Genomic DNA, 14,682 nt, shown 5'->3' on the forward strand with positions numbered 1-14,682 from the left:
GCTGGCCGCATGAGCGACGTACCCGCCTCCGTGTCCGACACCTTCGACGCCCACGAGTGGCGCGCGATCGACGGCTTCCCCGACGGCGACATCACGTACCACCGGTGGGTCGATCGGTCCGGGGACACGGAACGGGACCTGCCCGCCGTGCGCATCGCGTTCAACCGACCCGAGGTGCGCAACGCGTTTAGGCCGCAGACCGTCGACGAGCTCTGCCGCGCGCTCGACCACGCACGCATGACCGCCGACGTCGCCGCGGTGATCATCACCGGTAACGGGCCGGCGCCCAAGGACGGCGTGTGGGCGTTCTGCTCGGGCGGCGACCAGCGCATCCGCGGGCGTGACGGCTACCTCTACGAGGGCACGGCGGCCGATGCCCCGGCGCACGGCGGCCGCCTGCACATCCTCGAGGTCCAGCGGCTCATGCGGACCATGCCGAAGGTGACCATCGCGGCCGTCAACGGCTGGGCGGCCGGTGGCGGGCACAGCCTGCATGTGGTGGCCGACCTGTCGATCGCGTCGCTCGAGCACGCGCGCTTCAAGCAGACCGATGCGAATGTTGGGTCCTTCGACGCCGGCTACGGTTCCGCGCTGCTCGCCCGGCAGGTGGGCGACAAGCGTGCGCGGGAGATCTTCTTCCTGGCGCGGGAGTATTCGGCGGCCGATGCCGAACGCTGGGGCGCGGTCAACGAGGCGGTTCCTCACGCCGAGCTCGAGGCGACGGCGCTCGCGTACGCGAAGATCATCGCCACCAAGTCGCCGCAGGCCATCCGCATGCTCAAGTACGCGTTCAACCTGGCCGACGACGGGCTCGCCGGCCAGCAGGTGTTCGCGGGCGAGGCCACCCGAATGGCCTACATGACCGACGAGGCCCAGGAGGGTCGCGACGCGTTTTTGGAGCACCGCGAGCCCGACTGGACAAAGTTTCCGTACGCGTTCTGACCGGCCGCGCGACGGTATGCGTCCCAGAGGACGCACAGATCTTCCCAAAGCGACGGTGGTTGTCCCATTGGGGGCAGTGAGTGGCGGCGAGGCGCCGCGTCGCCGCTACGAGATGTCGATCGATGTCGAGTTAGAGATACCGGCATTCGGAATGAGCTCGACCCAGGTGTTGCCCGGAAGCAGCTCGATGGGCTCGCCCGCCGGCGTCTCGATCACGAACGGGTCGTACTGGCCGGCCTTGGACCACGTGACCTCGACCATCGAGTCGCCGACCACGGCGTAGCCTTCACCCGACTCGCCCGCGACCAGCGTCTCCGGCACCGAGGAGCCGCCGCTCGAGGACGTGTACTTCACCGTCACCCACAGCGCGATGACGTTCGTGGCACTGAGCTGCGTACCGTCGTCCTGGGTGTGCGGTGAGCCGCCCTCAAAGCGCTGCCACACGGAGCCGTCCCAGTCCCACGAGGGCTGCGAGTAGCGCGACATCGAGATGTCGATCGAGGACACGGTAGAGCCCTCCTCGACCACGTTCGAGGTCTCGGGCTCGTACGCATAGGCGAACTGCTGCGGGGGCGCAGCGGCGTCCGTCTGCTCGAGGAAGTCGGCCGGGGTGCCATAGAGGTTGTGTGGCGCGGAACGGTTGGACGTGCGGTAGAAGCCGTACCCACCGGTGTCCTGCGCGATGACCTCCTGGCCAGAGTCCACCGTGGCGTTGATGAAGCGGCGCTGGGCGCCCGAGAAGATCAGCGGACCCTCCATCGACCCCATGATGTTCTTGTCCATGGGGCGCATGGAACGCACCGGGCCGAGCGTGTCGGGAATGTCCGACTGGTACACCGCGAGAAGGCGGGAGATGCCGGACTCGACGTACTCCTCAAACACGATGTCCGCGTTCTGCACATTCTGTTGGGGTCGCGCCTGCGCCGAGTTCTCGATCTTGATGGACAGCGCCGGGTTGGCGAGCGCGGCCTTGTCGGCACCCTCGGCGTCCACGCCGGTCAGGGGCCAGACCACCTCCGGGCCCACGGGTGCGGGCGACGGCGACGGCGGCGTGGTGCGCTCCACGGCGGTGGGCGAGGCGGTGGTGGTCACCGCGGGGGTCTCCACGACCTCCGGCGATGACGAACACGCAGCGGTGACCAAAGCGGTGACGGCGGCGAGGGCGGTGAGCGGCAGGGCGCGGCGGGTCCTCATGCGAACCAGTGTAGGGGGCGCACCTAGGCTGGCGGCATGAACTACGCGCCCCTTGTCGAGGGTCCCGAGGCTGCCGTCGCCGCGGCGCTCGACCGCCATACCGACGGCATCGCCGCTCGCACGTCGGGCTCCACGGGCGAACCGCGGGAGGTGTGGGTCAGCGGCGCTGCGATGCGGGCGTCGAGTGCGGCGACGCTGGACCGCCTGGGCGGTCCAGGCCACTGGCTCCTTGCCATGCCGACCGACCGTATCGCCGGCGCCATGGTGCTGGCGAGGGCGCGGATGGCCGATGCGTCAGTCACCACGCTCGCGACCGGCCCCTTCACCGCGGCCGCGTTCGCGGCGGCCACCGCGGCCATGCCGCACGGCCGACGCTACGTCTCCCTGGTCCCGACCCAACTGCGGCGGGTGATCGCGGACCCCGCGGGCGCCGACGCTTTGGCGTCCTTCGACGCGGTGCTGATCGGGGGCGCCCCACCGGGCATGGCCCTGCCCGCCAACGCCGTCGAGACCTACGGCATGACCGAGACCAGCGGCGGCTGCGTGTACGACGGCCGGCCGCTCGACGACGTCGCCGTCCGGATTGCGGCGGACGGCCGCATCGAGATCGCGGGCCCCACGCTCGCCGACGGCTACCGCGATGGCGACAACTCGGCCTTCCTCACCGACGATGCCGCACGCTGGTTCCGCACCTCCGACCTGGGTGCGTGGGACGGAGAGCGCCTGGTGGTCCATGGCCGTGCCGACCACGTCATCATCACCGGCGGGCACAACGTCCACCCCGCCGCCGTCGAAAGGGCGATGGCCGATGCCGGGGTCGCCCACGCGATCGTCGTCGGCCTCCCCGACCCCGAGTGGGGCGAGCGCATCATTGCCGTGGTGCACGACGACGCCCCCTCGATCGCCGCTGTGCGTGCCACGCTCGACCTGCCTCGCCATGCCCTCCCGCGGGCCCTCGTGCGCGTGACGCAGATCCCGCGCACGGAGGCTGGCAAAATCGACCGCAGCGCCGCACGCGCACTCGCCGCGGCATCGGACCTCGAGGAGACCTCATGACGACGACCCAGGACTGGGTGGCCGGCGCTCGCCCCCGCACGCTGTGGACGGCCATCGCGCCCGTCGCGGTCGGCACCGGCGCGGCGGTTCTCCTTGATGAGTTCCGGCTCCTTCCCGCCCTGCTGGCCCTTGCGGTCGGCCTCGCGATGCAGATCGCGGTGAACTACGCGAACGACTACTCGGATGGCGTACGTGGCACGGACATCGACCGGGTGGGACCCGACCGCCTGGTCGCCACCGGCCGCGCGACCCCCACCGCGGTGCGCAACGCCGCGTTCGTCAGCTTCGGCGTGGCCGCCGTCGCCGGCCTCGCGCTTGTGGTGCTCACCGAGACGTGGTGGCTGCTCGCCGTGGGAGCGGTGGCGATCGTCGCCGCGTGGGGATACACCGGCACCTCCCGCCCCTATGGGTATTCGGGCTGGGGCGAGGCGATGGCCTTCCTGTTCTTTGGCCCCGTTGCGACGCTGGGGACGCTGTACACGCAGGCCCTCGAGATCACCTGGTGGGCCGTCGTCGCCTCGGTCGGCGTGGGGCTCTACTCGGTGGCGCTCATGCTGGTCAACAACATCCGCGATATCGCCACCGACACGATCGCGGGCAAGCGCACGCTACCGGTACGCATCGGCGAAGCCCGCGCCCGCCGCCTGTTCATGGGGGTCGTCATGCTGCCCGTGCTGTGCTCGATCATCGTGGCGTTCGTGCATCCGTGGGTACTGATCTCCACCGTGGTGGCGCTGCCGAGCCTGCTGGTCGCGTTCGGCATGCGCGTGGGTGCGGAGAGGATCAGCATGCCGCTGATCTTCAAGGCGCTGTCGGGCATTGGGCTCGCGTATGGCCTGCTGTTCGCGCTGGGGCTGGTGCTGTGAGCACGCTCCCCGCCCGCTACCCGGGCATCCGGTGGTTGCGCCTGGTGTGGGGCCGCGACGGCAAGCCCGTTCGCCACGTGGTCTTCGGCGTCATCTTCGTCGTGCTCGCGACCCTCGAGGGGCTGTACACCGCCGCCGCGTGGGACCTGCAGCAGGGCCAGCCGTGGTTGTACCTGGCCTTCACCGTGGCGCTGGCCGCGTGCGCGTGGCACCAGTTCACGGACGCTCACTTTGCGCGCCGGGTGGCGCGGGAGCAGGCACGGCCTCAGTCCTGACGCACGGTGCTGTCGGGGCGCGGTCGATCATCGCCCTCGCCAGCCTCCGCGTCCTCCTCCGCGTCGAGGTCACGCAAGCCCTTATGCGAGCGGTCGATGACACCCTCCATCTGCAGCCCCGCCTCGCGACGAAGGCCAGGCAGCAGCAGATACGAGATCAGCCAGGCGATGATGAACGCCGCGATGAAGGCGATGATGTCGAACCACCCCACCAGGTACAGCACGCCCACGACGGCGAGAAAGATGCCGGTGCGGGCGCCCCAGTAGGCAAGGATCTTCATGCCTCTAGGGTACGCGGACGCCGAGAAGGATCATGCTCGCGGCCGATGGCGCGACCCCACCCGGACCTGCCTACAGTAGGAGGATGAAGTTCCTGCTCCTGGCCGCGCTCTACGTCGCCCTCACCGCGTACGCGGTGACCGACGTCCTGAACAAGGGCCGGGAGTCGTACGCGGGGCTGCACCGCAGCGCGTGGATCGCGATCATCATCCTGGCCCCGTACATCGGCGCCCTGATCTGGATCGGCCTGCAGTGGCGCGGCGGTGGGCGCGGCGCTCCCCCGCCTCAGCGCGCCCCCGATGATGACCCGGACTACCTGCGGTGGCTGCGCCAACAAGAACGCCGCAAGGGCAACCGGGACTAGACCCCGTACAGCTCCAGCACCCGGGTGCCGACGGTCTCGACGTCGAACTGCCGCACGCGCTCGGCCTGCTCGGCGTGAACGTCGCGACGCAGGTCGGGTGCCTGGATGAGCAGGGTGAGCGCCTCCGCAAAGGCCTTCACGTCCGTGGCATCGACGCTGACCTCGGGCCGCGGTCCGATCACCGAGAGGTAGCCGGGATTCGCCCCCGCCAGCACCACGCCGGCGCCCGACGCCATCGCCTCGACCAGCACGATGCCGAAGCTCTCTCCCCCGGTCGCGGGGAACACGGCGATGTCCGCATCCGCATAGAAGCCGGCCTTGTCCTCCTCCGCCACGAACCCGGCGAAGGTCACCACGGACTCGAGCCCGTGGCGCGCCACCGCCTCCTCCAGCCTTCCCAGCAGCGGGCCCTTGCCGCCGATCCGCACCTCGATGCGCGACAGTACCGCCTGGTCCAGCGCCCCTAAGGCACTGACCAACTCGACAGCTCCCTTGCGCTCCACGAGCCTGCCCAGGAACGCTACGACCAGGCGACCGTCGGCGCCGGGGTGACGCTCAGCCGAGGAGGACTCGCGCGCGAACCGCGTCACGTCGACCGGGCAGGGAATCACCGTGGGGGCGATGCCGAAGGCGCGTGAGGCAAACTCCCGCGCGGGCGGGGACACGGCGCAGAATGCGTCGAACTTCGCGAGGTTGCGCCGCAGCCAGCGACCGAGCAGCCGCGTCCCGTACTCCGACACCGCGCCGTCGGGGAGGATGTGGAACGTGCCGACGATCCGCACCGAGCGGGCCTGCACGCGGCGCGCCTCGTCCACCACGCGCGCCGCGAACAGCGGCGAGTGCGGGATCTGGACGTGGATCACGTCGTAGCGCTCGCGCTCGAGGAACTCACGCAGCATGGGCCGCGAGGTGGGCAGCGGGATGCGCAGGCCGTTGCCGTTGAACGTCACGCCCACGTTGCGCGCGAGCGAGTGCACCGTGACGTCGGTGCGGGACGCCTCCGAGCACACGTAGTGCACCTCGTGACCCTCGCGTTCGAGGAACGCGCCGAGCGTCAGCACATACTGCTGGACGCCGTCGGGCCGGTCGATCGAATCGTCCAGAACGAGCGCAACCTTCACGCGCTCACGTTCCCGAGTAGGTGTGCAGGCCCTGGAAGACCAGGTTCACCACGGTGAAGTTCATAATCAAGGCGACGAAGCCGATCAGCGCGATCACGGCGCTGCGGCGCCCGGCCCAGCCCTGCGTGGTGCGGGCGTGCAGGTAGGCGGCGTAGATCACCCAGATGACGAACGACCACACCTCCTTGGGGTCCCAACCCCAGTAGCGGCCCCACGCGTGCTCGGCCCACACGGCGCCGGCCATGACCGTGAAGGTCCACAGGACGAAGCCCACGGCGTGCAGGCGGAAGGCGAGCGCCTCGAGGCGCGCGGGCGAGGGCGTGGCCTCCAGCCAGTGGAAGCGCTGCAACCATCCCGTGCCCGCGTCGCGGTAGTCGCGCATCAGCTGCAGCACCGTTGCGGTAGCACCGACGGTGAAGATGCCCGTCGAGATGATCGCGATCGACACGTGAATGACCAGCCAGAAGGACTGCAGCGCGGGCTGCAGGCCCGTCGACTGCGCGTACAGCACCGTCATCGCTAGCCCGAGGCCGATGGTCGCGAAACCCGTCACGCCGGGCGCGAGGTACGCGACGTCCCGGCGGCGCTGCACGATGAGCAGCACGACGACGGCGACCCAGGTCCCGGTGATCGTGTACTCGTACATGGTCGACCAGGGGACGTGCCCCGCCTCGATGCCACGCGAGATCACGCCAATGCCCTGCAGCACGGCTCCCATGAGCGTGGTCGCCTGAGCAATGCCGCGCGCCTTCGAGGTGACCTTGAGGGGGGCCGATGCCGCGGCCGGCGCCCCGTTCATGCTCACCCCGGCGGCGGGGTCGGCGGGCATCGCACCCGCGGCAACGAGTTCACGCTCGCGCTTGCGCGCGACCTTGGCGTCGGCCACGCGGGCCAGATGCATCGACGAGGCGACCATCGCGATCGCATACAGCGCCGTCGCGCCCCACAGGGCGAGCCAGCTGAGCTCCTGGGCGTTCATTCGTCGTCCTCCGGGGATGTCGAGGAAGGTCGGGGCCGCCCGGTCGCGGCGGCGAGGGCGCGTTCGCGCGTGAGCGCGGCGCCCGCGTCGTGCGGGGGCGACCACACGGCCGCGGTGACCACTGTAACCTCGCCGCCCGCGGCATCGGCCGTCGGGACGGTGACCCAGACGCGCCTGCGGGGCGCGAACAGGCTCATGCCAAGTCCCAGCAGCGAGGTGATCGCGAAGGCCAGCAGCCACGGCAGCGAGGGGTCGCGACGCAGGTCGAAGCCGGCGAAGCGGTCGAGCGAGTCCCACGTGATGGAGCCCAGACCCTCGGGCAGTTCCACCGTCTGGCCGGGCACCAGCTCAATCACGGCGACGTCGCCGGCGTCGTCACGCACGGGGCTGAGCTGGCTCTCGTCGAGGGTGTAGACGTTCTGCGGGATGCCGTCGTCGAGACCCAAATCACCGGTATACATCTGCAGGTAGATGACGGGGTTCTCTGGCGACGGGAAGACCGAGATCGCGTCCGGACCCTCACCCAGGGCGCTCGGCAGCAGGGTGCCGGAGAAGCCCAGCTGCTCACCCTCGGTCACGTCGGGCACCTTGATGACGCCGGTCGAGGTGTAGACGTCGTCCTGCGGGATGAACGGCACGGCACCCTGGAAGGCGACGTTGCCGGCCGAGTCCGTCACGGTGAACGACGGCGCGTAGCCATTGCCCTGCAGGTAGATCTTGGCGCCCTCGACCTGGATGGGGCGGTTGACCTGGGCATCGACGGCGCGCGGCTCCTGGCCGGGTTCGGTGAGCGTCGCGTGCGCGGTGAACATCGTGGGCCGGCCCGTGTCATCGAACTGGGCGTCGAGCTCCTCGAGCGTGAGGATCCACGGCTCGAGGTCGTCCTCGCTGAACAGCGAGCCGGCCTCGTAGGTGTCGTAGGCGACCACGGCATTGGTGAAGGAGTCACCCTCGACGATGAGCGCCTGGCCGCGGTACGTCAGCAGCGAGCCGGCGGCGACGGCGAGCAGGATGCCCACGAGCGACACGTGAAAGACCAGGTTGCCTGCCTCGCGCACGTGACCGCGGTGGGCGGACACGGCAATCTCGGCCACCCCGTCCCGCCCAGTGCGCTCGTCGACGCGTACACGGAATCCCGTCAGCCACTGCCACGGCGCGGGCCCGCGGCCGGCGAGTTCGGTACGGATGGCCGCGACGGCATCGGCCGGGCTGAGGGGGCTGTCCTCGGTGACGGGCGCGTAGCGGTCCAGGCGGCTGGGCGCGGCGGGCACCTCGGCTCGCAGCTCACGCCAGTACACGCCGATGCGAGGGATGATGCAGCCGATCAGGGAGGCGAAGAGCAGCAGGTAGATCGCCGTGAACCACGCGGAGCCGAAGACGTCGAGGAAGCCCAGGCGGTCGAGGATGGGCCCCCACGTCGGGTTCTCGGCAAGGAAGGCGGCGGTGTCCGAGGCGTCCTGCGGCCACTGCGGCAGCACGGAGCCGGGGATGGCCGCGAGCGCCAGCAGAATCAGTAGGATGAGCGCCACGCGCATCGACGTGACCTGCCGCCACATCCACCGCAGCCACCCACGCGGGCCCAGGCGCGGGACGTCCGCGTAGGCGTAGTTGTCGAGCTTGACCCTGGCCACTAGATCGCCACCCAAAAGCCGTCGATCCAGCCCTGCAGGTGGCCGGTGAGGGTGCCCCACAATCCGGTGACCAGCATGACGCCCAGGATCACCAGCATGGAGCCGCCGAAGAGCTGGAGGGCACGGCGGTGGCGACGCAGCCACGCGAGGACCTTGCCGGAACGCTCGAACCAGATGGCGAGCGCGAGGAACGGCAGCCCGAGTCCCAGGCAGTACACGACGGCGAGCAGCGCGCCGCGTCCCACAGTGCCCTCGTTGAGGCCGAGCGCGAGGACGGCGGACAGGGTGGGGCCGATGCAGGGGGCCCAGCCGAGCCCGAAGGCGACGCCCAGCAGGGGCGCCCCGGCGAGGCCGGCCTTGGGGCTGACGTGCAGGCGGCGCTCATTTTGCAAGAAGGGCACGGCGCCCATGAAGGCGAGGCCGAGCAGGATGACGAGCACGCCGAGGACGCGGGTGATGATGTCGAGCTGCTCGCGGTATTGCGCGCCAGCCGCGGAGACGAGGATGCCGAGCGTGACGAACACGGCGGTGAAGCCCGCAATGAACAGCAACACGCCCACGATGAGCTTGGGGCGGCTGGCCTTGCCGGTGCCGCCCGTGCCTGCCATGCCGGACACGTACCCCAGGTAGCCAGGCACGAGCGGGACCACACAGGGCGAGGCGAAGCTCACGAGTCCGGCGAGCAGCGCGATCGGGATCGCGGCGAGGAGCGAGCCCGAGAGCACCTGCGAGGTGAGGGACGAGGCGGCGACGATCACGGGGCGGTCTCATCTGGGTCGGTGGTGTCAGCATCGCTCGCGGCGTCGATGAGCGCCTCGAGCGTCGAGGCCTCGACGCGGCCCACGGCGCGCGCGGCGACGCGGCCGTCGGGGTCGAGCACCAGGGTGGTGGGGACGGCGTTGATGGCGACGAGGCCCTGCAACTGCGCGGTGGCCTTGCCGTTGTTGTCGTCGATGCTCGGGTACTGGACGTCAAAGGTGCGCTGGAAGGCCTCCGCGGTGGCGGCGTCGTCGCGCGAGTTAAGGCCGATGAGCTGGACGTCGTCGCGCGCGTCGAGCGCGACGAGCTCGGGCGCCTCCGCGCGGCACGGCGGGCAGGCGGCGTACCAGGTGTTCACGAGGACCACCTGGCCGCGATAGTCGGCGACGTCGATCGCGTCACCCTCGAACGAGGTACCGGCGAGGTCGACGACCTCGCCGCGCTCTCCCGGCCCCCACTCGGTGACGGTGCCGTCACCGGAGACGTACCCCGGGGATTCGACGGCGTCGCCGGGAGCGCAGCCCGCGAGCCACAGCACCACGGCGAGGACGATGGCCGCGATGACCACGTACCGGGCGGACCGCCTCACCTGGGCACCTCGATGTGCGCGGCGGGCTCCGCGTAGCTCATCGCGACGGGTTCGCCGTCGCGGAATTCGAAGCTTGTCAGCGACGCGAGGCCGCACTGGCGCGAGCGGGGGTCGTGCAGGAAGCGGCGCTTCTCGAACTCCATGCGCGCCACCCAGATGGGCAGCTGGTGACTGACCATGACGGTGTCGCCGTCGGGGTTAGCCGCGGCGGCGTCGCGGATCGCGGCCCACATGCGGTCGCGCTGCTCCGTGTAGGGCTCGCCCCACGACGGGCGCCACGGGTTGCGCAAGAGCCACCAGTTGCGCGGGTGGAGGAAGTCCTTCGCACCGGACTGCAGCACCGTGCCCTCGTACGCGTTGAGGGCCTCGATGAGACGCTCGTCGGTGTCGATGTCCAGGCCATACGCCGCGGCAATGGGCTGCGCTGTCTGCTGCGCACGCAGCAGCGGTGAGGCGATGACGCGGGTGACCGGCACCTCGCGCGCGCTGAGGTCCTCGGCGACCGCGGCTGCCATGGCCTGGCCCGCGTCGGACAGCCGGAACTCGGGCAGGCGCCCGTAGAGCACCTTGTCCGGGTTGTGGACATGGCCGTGGCGCAACAAATGGACGACGGGCATGGCCACTATTGTCACCCACCCTCACGCGTGCGCGGCACGCGCGCGGCTCACCCCCGACCAGGCGGCGGCGCTAGCGCCGGCGCCTGGCCTTCACTGCGGCCTTCAGACGGTCGGGATCGATGCGCCAAAACCCCACCACGGCGTCGTCCACCGTCACCACCGGGATCTGTTCGCCATAGCGCTCGGTGAGGGCCGCATCGGCCGAAATATCGACCTCCTCCCACGCGATCTTGTCGCCACACGTCGCGGCGACCAGGGCGCGCGCGTCGTCACACAGATGACAGCCGGGGCGGGAGTAGAGGTGAACACGCGCTGTCATGCCGGCCAGGATACGGCGGGCGTGCTTGCGTTCCTGACTAGAGTGAGACGGTGATGGCCCCTCAGGCAACGACACCGACCGGGACGACGGTTGCGGCGTTCTTCGACGTCGACAACACCGTCATCCGCGGCGCCTCGGCCTACCACATTGCGCGCGGCCTGCAGCGGCACGGGTTCTTCCGCAAGCGCGACGTCTTCCACTTCGCATGGGAGACCGCCAAGTACTCGATGCTCGGGGAATCCAAGGAGCAGATCGACGACGTGCGCGACGAGGCGCTGTCGATCATCAAGGGCTGGTCGGTCGCGGAGATGATCGCGATCGGCGAGGAGGTCTACGACGAGATCCTCGCGCTGCGCATCTTCCCCGGCACGCGCGCGCTGATCGATTCGCACCTGTCGCAGGGCCACGAGGTGTGGTTCGTCACGGCGACCCCCGCCGAGGTGGGCACCATCATCGCCTCGCGCCTGGGCGTCACCGGCGCGCTCGGCACGGTCGCCGAGAACGTCGACGGCCTGTACACGGGACGACTCGTGGGCCCCATGCTCCATGACGCGGCGAAGGCCGATGCCGTGGAGGCCTTGGCGGCCGAGCGAGGCTTGGATTTGTCCGCGAGTTTCGCGTACGGCGACTCGATCCACGACGGCCCGATGCTGTCCGCCGTCGGCAACCCGTGTGCGATCAACCCCGACGGGCCACTCAGGCGTCTGGCCGTCTCGCGCGGCTGGGAGATCGAGGACTTCCGCGGGCGGCGAGGGGACGGCCGGCGCGGCATTGTGCGCTCGACGGGCGCGGGTGCCGTGTGGACTGCGATGGCGGTGGCGCGGGGTGCTCGCGCGACGGCGCGGGCGGCCGTGGGGCTCTCCCGCCGGGACCCCGATCCCGTGGCCGACGAGCGCGCGCACGGGCTGTAGTCGCAGCGCACGCACGAACGCCCGCGCCACCTGACGGTGACACGGGCGCGTGACGTGCGGCCGGCTTGCGCCGGCGGGACGTTACTTCTTGTTACGGCGCTGGTGGCGCGTCTTACGAAGCAGCTTGCGGTGCTTCTTCTTCGACATGCGCTTGCGACGCTTCTTGATGACGGAACCCACGGAACCTACCTCGAATCATTGACAGTGCTACGGCGTCCAGTGCGCGCTGGACGCGACAGACGAGGACCTAGCCTACCGTGCCGGAGCGGCGGTCGTCACTCTCGCCGGAAAAGCCCTCGTAGCCTGCCTGTTCCATGAACTGCTCAACCGCCGTGCGGGGCACGCGGTAGGAGCGCCCGAACTGGACGGCGGGGATCTCGCCGGCGTGAACCCAGCGGTAGACCGTCATGCGCGAGACTCGCAGCAGCTCGGCCACCTCGGCCACCGTCAAAAAGGTGGTGCGGGCGGCGCCATTGTCAGCCATGCAGTCTTTCTCCCCTCAAGCGAAGTCCGGCTGCTGTATCGGCAGGACCTTCCCCCTACTGTAGGGGCTGAAGTGACTGTTGTGAAGTAAGTGAAAACTGTCGATGATGGCAGTAGAGGCGTGCGGGTCCCGCGCGCCACGCACGGCGTAGGCCGGACGGCGAAGGGGATTCATGGAGAGGCTGCGCGGCATGAGGTCCGTGCTGAGCGAGAAGTTCTCTCGCTCCGCGCTCAGATCCCCCGCACGCTTGGCACTGGGATCGTTCGCCCTGGTGATCCTGCTCTTCACGGGTCTGTTGTCCCTGCCGGCCGCGACCGCCGACGGCCACCGCGCCCCCTTCATCGACGCCCTGTTCACTGCCACGTCCGCCGTGTGCGTCACGGGCCTGACCACCGTCGACACCGGCACCTACTGGTCCGCATGGGGTCTCGCGATCATCGCGACCGCCATCAAGGTGGGCGGCCTGGGCATCATGACGCTCGCCTCGCTCATCGGCCTTGCGATCTCACGTCGCCTGGGGCTCACCCAGCGCCTCTTGGCCGCCGAGGAGGCCCGCGCGACCGGCCTGGGCGACCTGCGCTCGCTGCTGCGCACCGTCATCGTCGTGTCGTTCTCCGTCGAGATCGCGATCGCGCTGATCCTCATCCCGCGCTTCCTCACCCTCGACTACGGCATCGGCCGCTCCATCGGCTACTCGTTCTTCTACGGCATCTCCGCCTTCAACAACGCGGGCTTCACACCCGACCCGGTGGGCCTGTACCCGTACACGCACGACTTCTGGATGCTGATCCCCATCGGCCTAGGCGTCTGGATCGGTGCGCTCGGCTATCCGGTCTACCTCAATCTGGTGCGCAATTGGCGCCGGCCCCGCACCTGGTCGCTGCACACCAAGCTCACGCTCGTGATGGTCACCTCGCTGACCATCATCTCGGCTGGCCTGCTCGCCATCTTCGAGTGGTCAAACCCCGACACGTTGGGAGCACACGGCTCGGGCGACACCATCGGCAATATCTTCTTCCAATCGATCAACCAACGCTCGGGCGGCTTCGCGTCCTTCGACATCGGCCAAGCCCGCGAGCAGACGTGGCTCCTTGAGGACGTGCTGATGTTCATCGGCGGCGGCTCGGGTTCGACGGCCGGCGGTATTCGCGTGACCACCGTCGCGGTCCTGTTGCTCGCGATCATGGCCGAGGCGCGCGGACGCCGCGACATGGAGGCCTTCGGCAAGCGCGTGGGCACCGAGGTGCTGCGCGGTGCGGTGGCCGTGACCGTCATCGGCATCGCCATCATCGTGGTCGGCACCACGGTGTTCATGGCGCAAACCAACATCCCGCTGGACCGCGCGCTGTACGAGGTCGTGTCGGCCTACGCGACCTGCGGGTTGTCGACCGGCATCACCGGGAGCCTACCGCCGGAGGCCAAGACCACGCTGATCGTGATGATGTACGTGGGCCGCGTGGGCTCCATGACCATCGCGGCGGCGCTAGCGTTGAACAAGCAGCGGCGCGTCATCCGCTACCCGTCAGAAAGGCCCCTCATTGGCTAACACGCTGTCCACCGCATCGGGCGTCCTGGTCATCGGTATGGGGCGCTTCGGCACGTCGCTGGCCGACACCCTCGACTCGATGGACGTCGAGGTCCTCGCCGTCGAGCGTGACGCCGCTCAGGTCGAACGCCTCTCCAAGCGCCTTCCCGTCGTCGAGGCCGACGCCGCCGACCCCCGCGCGCTCGAGCAGATCGGGGCGAAGGACTTCTCCGCCGCCGTCGTGGGCGTGGGCACGTCGCTTGAGGCGTCCGTGCTCATTACCGGCAACCTGGTCGACATCGGCATCCAGGAGATCTGGGCCAAGGCCATCTCCGAGGAACATGCGCGCATCCTCAGGCGCATCGGCGCCCACCACATCGTGCTGCCCGAGTCCGACGCGGGCGTGCGCGTCGCCCACTCGGTGGGCGGCAAGATGCTCGACTACATCGAGATCGACGAGGGCTTCACCATCGTCAAGATGACGCCTCCGCAGGAGACCCACAACTTTTCGCTTGCCGACCTCAACCTGCGCGGCAAGTACGGCATCCAGGTCATCGGCGTCATGTCGCCCGGCGGCGAGTTCGAGTACGGCTCCAAGGCGACCGTCATCCACGCCGACGACCTGCTCGTGGTGGGTGGCGACGGCGACCTCGTCGAGCGGTTCGCACAGCGTCCCTGAACCCCCTATCGGTTTGGCCCACGGATGTGACCCGTGGGGAGGGTGTGACTCGAGCGACGCTCCCATGCGCCACACCCATAGACACCTGTCAC

General features: G+C 69.6%; 19 protein-coding genes. 8 read left to right on the top strand and 11 right to left on the bottom strand.

Annotation, left to right across the window (positions count from 1 at the left end):
• Positions 1-9 precede the first annotated feature (9 nt).
• Positions 10-942: a 1,4-dihydroxy-2-naphthoyl-CoA synthase gene (locus tag B7K24_RS01120; protein WP_084128068.1), complete on the top strand. Its 933-nt coding sequence runs from the start codon at positions 10-12 to the stop codon at positions 940-942.
• Positions 943-1,047: 105 nt separating this feature from the next.
• Here B7K24_RS01120 and B7K24_RS01125 read toward each other — a convergent pair whose 3' ends face one another.
• Positions 1,048-2,136, bottom strand: coding sequence for a DUF3048 domain-containing protein (locus B7K24_RS01125; RefSeq protein WP_159449094.1), 1,089 nt, complete (start codon positions 2,134-2,136; stop codon positions 1,048-1,050).
• Positions 2,137-2,172: 36 nt separating this feature from the next.
• Here B7K24_RS01125 and B7K24_RS01130 point away from each other — a divergent pair, with 36 nt between their 5' ends.
• Genes B7K24_RS01130 through B7K24_RS01140 form a run of 3 tightly spaced genes read left to right on the top strand, consistent with a single transcriptional unit; the run spans position 2,173 to position 4,333 of the window.
• On the top strand, positions 2,173-3,192 hold the full coding sequence (locus B7K24_RS01130) for an AMP-binding protein (RefSeq protein WP_084128072.1): 1,020 nt from the start codon (positions 2,173-2,175) through the stop codon (positions 3,190-3,192).
• Positions 3,189-4,058, top strand: a complete 870-nt coding sequence (locus B7K24_RS01135) for a 1,4-dihydroxy-2-naphthoate polyprenyltransferase (RefSeq protein WP_084128074.1) — start codon at positions 3,189-3,191, stop codon at positions 4,056-4,058. Before B7K24_RS01130 ends, B7K24_RS01135 begins: the two co-directional genes overlap by 4 nt.
• A complete protein-coding gene (locus B7K24_RS01140; protein ID WP_084128076.1) occupies positions 4,055-4,333 on the top strand; it encodes a hypothetical protein in 279 nt (92 codons plus the stop codon). The genes B7K24_RS01135 and B7K24_RS01140 overlap by 4 nt, the downstream gene beginning before the upstream one ends.
• Here the strand turns inward: B7K24_RS01140 and B7K24_RS01145 are convergent.
• Complete coding sequence (locus B7K24_RS01145; RefSeq protein WP_084128078.1) at positions 4,324-4,614, bottom strand: DUF4229 domain-containing protein; 291 nt, start codon at positions 4,612-4,614, stop codon at positions 4,324-4,326. The two genes, B7K24_RS01140 and B7K24_RS01145, sit on opposite strands and share 10 nt — an antisense overlap.
• Before the next feature lie 83 nt (positions 4,615-4,697).
• On the opposite strand from B7K24_RS01145, the gene B7K24_RS01150 reads away from it, so the two are divergent.
• Positions 4,698-4,976, top strand: coding sequence for a PLD nuclease N-terminal domain-containing protein (locus B7K24_RS01150; protein WP_159449095.1), 279 nt, complete (start codon positions 4,698-4,700; stop codon positions 4,974-4,976).
• Here the strand turns inward: B7K24_RS01150 and B7K24_RS01155 are convergent.
• The 7 genes from B7K24_RS01155 to B7K24_RS01185 all read right to left on the bottom strand — a co-directional run bounded on the left by B7K24_RS01155 (position 4,973) and on the right by B7K24_RS01185 (position 10,991).
• Positions 4,973-6,097 carry a glycosyltransferase family 4 protein gene (locus B7K24_RS01155; RefSeq protein ID WP_084128082.1) on the bottom strand — a complete coding sequence of 375 codons (1,125 nt, stop codon included), beginning with the start codon at positions 6,095-6,097 and terminating at the stop codon, positions 4,973-4,975. The genes B7K24_RS01150 and B7K24_RS01155 overlap by 4 nt on opposite strands.
• A 4-nt stretch (positions 6,098-6,101) precedes the next feature.
• The gene (ccsB, locus tag B7K24_RS01160) at positions 6,102-7,076 is read right to left on the bottom strand and encodes a c-type cytochrome biogenesis protein CcsB (protein ID WP_084128084.1); all 975 of its coding nucleotides are present in this window, start codon (positions 7,074-7,076) and stop codon (positions 6,102-6,104) included.
• Positions 7,073-8,707, bottom strand: a complete 1,635-nt coding sequence (locus tag B7K24_RS01165) for a cytochrome c biogenesis protein ResB (RefSeq protein WP_144268054.1) — start codon at positions 8,705-8,707, stop codon at positions 7,073-7,075. The genes ccsB and B7K24_RS01165 overlap by 4 nt, the downstream gene beginning before the upstream one ends.
• Entirely contained in the window at positions 8,707-9,465 is a 759-nt protein-coding gene (locus B7K24_RS01170; protein ID WP_084128086.1) for a cytochrome c biogenesis CcdA family protein, read from the bottom strand. The genes B7K24_RS01165 and B7K24_RS01170 overlap by 1 nt, the downstream gene beginning before the upstream one ends.
• Entirely contained in the window at positions 9,462-10,055 is a 594-nt protein-coding gene (locus B7K24_RS01175; protein WP_084128088.1) for a TlpA disulfide reductase family protein, read from the bottom strand. The genes B7K24_RS01170 and B7K24_RS01175 overlap by 4 nt, the downstream gene beginning before the upstream one ends.
• Positions 10,052-10,672: a histidine phosphatase family protein gene (locus B7K24_RS01180; protein WP_200808259.1), complete on the bottom strand. Its 621-nt coding sequence runs from the start codon at positions 10,670-10,672 to the stop codon at positions 10,052-10,054. The genes B7K24_RS01175 and B7K24_RS01180 overlap by 4 nt, the downstream gene beginning before the upstream one ends.
• Positions 10,673-10,742: 70 nt before the next feature.
• The gene (locus B7K24_RS01185) at positions 10,743-10,991 is read right to left on the bottom strand and encodes a glutaredoxin family protein (protein WP_084128092.1); all 249 of its coding nucleotides are present in this window, start codon (positions 10,989-10,991) and stop codon (positions 10,743-10,745) included.
• Between the two features lie 53 nt (positions 10,992-11,044).
• Here B7K24_RS01185 and B7K24_RS01190 point away from each other — a divergent pair, with 53 nt between their 5' ends.
• A complete protein-coding gene (locus tag B7K24_RS01190; protein WP_084128094.1) occupies positions 11,045-11,902 on the top strand; it encodes an HAD family phosphatase in 858 nt (285 codons plus the stop codon).
• Between the two features lie 81 nt (positions 11,903-11,983).
• Here the strand turns inward: B7K24_RS01190 and B7K24_RS01195 are convergent, their stop codons facing one another.
• The gene (locus B7K24_RS01195; RefSeq protein ID WP_005504750.1) at positions 11,984-12,082 is read right to left on the bottom strand and encodes a 30S ribosomal protein bS22; all 99 of its coding nucleotides are present in this window, start codon (positions 12,080-12,082) and stop codon (positions 11,984-11,986) included.
• Positions 12,083-12,149: 67 nt separating this feature from the next.
• A complete protein-coding gene (locus tag B7K24_RS01200) occupies positions 12,150-12,386 on the bottom strand; it encodes a helix-turn-helix domain-containing protein (protein ID WP_084101606.1) in 237 nt (78 codons plus the stop codon).
• Between the two features lie 172 nt (positions 12,387-12,558).
• Between B7K24_RS01200 and B7K24_RS01205 the strand changes: the two genes are divergently transcribed.
• Entirely contained in the window at positions 12,559-13,932 is a 1,374-nt protein-coding gene (locus B7K24_RS01205; protein WP_084128096.1) for a TrkH family potassium uptake protein, read from the top strand.
• Positions 13,925-14,590 (top strand): TrkA family potassium uptake protein, encoded by a 666-nt coding sequence (locus tag B7K24_RS01210; protein ID WP_084128098.1) that lies wholly within the window; start codon positions 13,925-13,927, stop codon positions 14,588-14,590. Before B7K24_RS01205 ends, B7K24_RS01210 begins: the two co-directional genes overlap by 8 nt.
• The last annotated feature ends 92 nt before the right edge of the window (positions 14,591-14,682 follow it).

The sequence above is a fragment of the Demequina sp. NBRC 110055 genome (assembly GCF_002090135.1).
Lineage (GTDB): Bacteria > Actinomycetota > Actinomycetes > Actinomycetales > Demequinaceae > Demequina.